Origin of the sequence: Cupriavidus gilardii (assembly GCF_008801915.1) — a bacterium.
In the GTDB taxonomy this organism is placed as follows: domain Bacteria; phylum Pseudomonadota; class Gammaproteobacteria; order Burkholderiales; family Burkholderiaceae; genus Cupriavidus; species Cupriavidus gilardii.
Map to the genome: position 1 here is coordinate 1 of NZ_VZOV01000091.1, position 454 is coordinate 454.

The window sequence follows — 454 nt, forward strand, 5'->3', positions numbered from 1 at the left end:
ACCTACACCGAGCTCGGTAATTGCTTCATCTACTTTAAAATCGGGATTAGAGCGGAATGTGTCTGCTGCTGTTTTTACTGCTTTTTGATCTTTAGGAGTAAAGGCACGTAAAGCATGTTGTACACGGTTGCCGAGTTGCCCTAAAACACTTTCTGGTAAGTCGAGCGGGTTTTGGGTAATAAAATAAATTCCCACACCTTTAGAACGAATTAAACGTACAACTTGTTCAATTTTTTCTTGTAAAGCTTGACTGGCGTTGTCGAATAACAGGTGAGCTTCATCAAAGAAAAACACGAGTTTAGGTTTATCCATATCACCAACTTCTGGAAGCTGTTCAAATAATTCTGAAAGCATCCATAACAGGAAAGTAGCATATAGCTTAGGTGTATTCATGAGCTTGTCAGCCGCAAGAATATTGATATAACCATGCCCATTTGCGTCGGTTTGTATAAAG

1 protein-coding gene is annotated in these 454 nt (G+C 39.4%); it reads right to left on the reverse strand.

The genetic code is table 11. The features are described 5' to 3' along the window. The coding region (locus F7Q96_RS26585; protein WP_151023664.1) for a helicase HerA-like domain-containing protein at window positions 1-454 on the reverse strand (454 nt) is incomplete at both ends.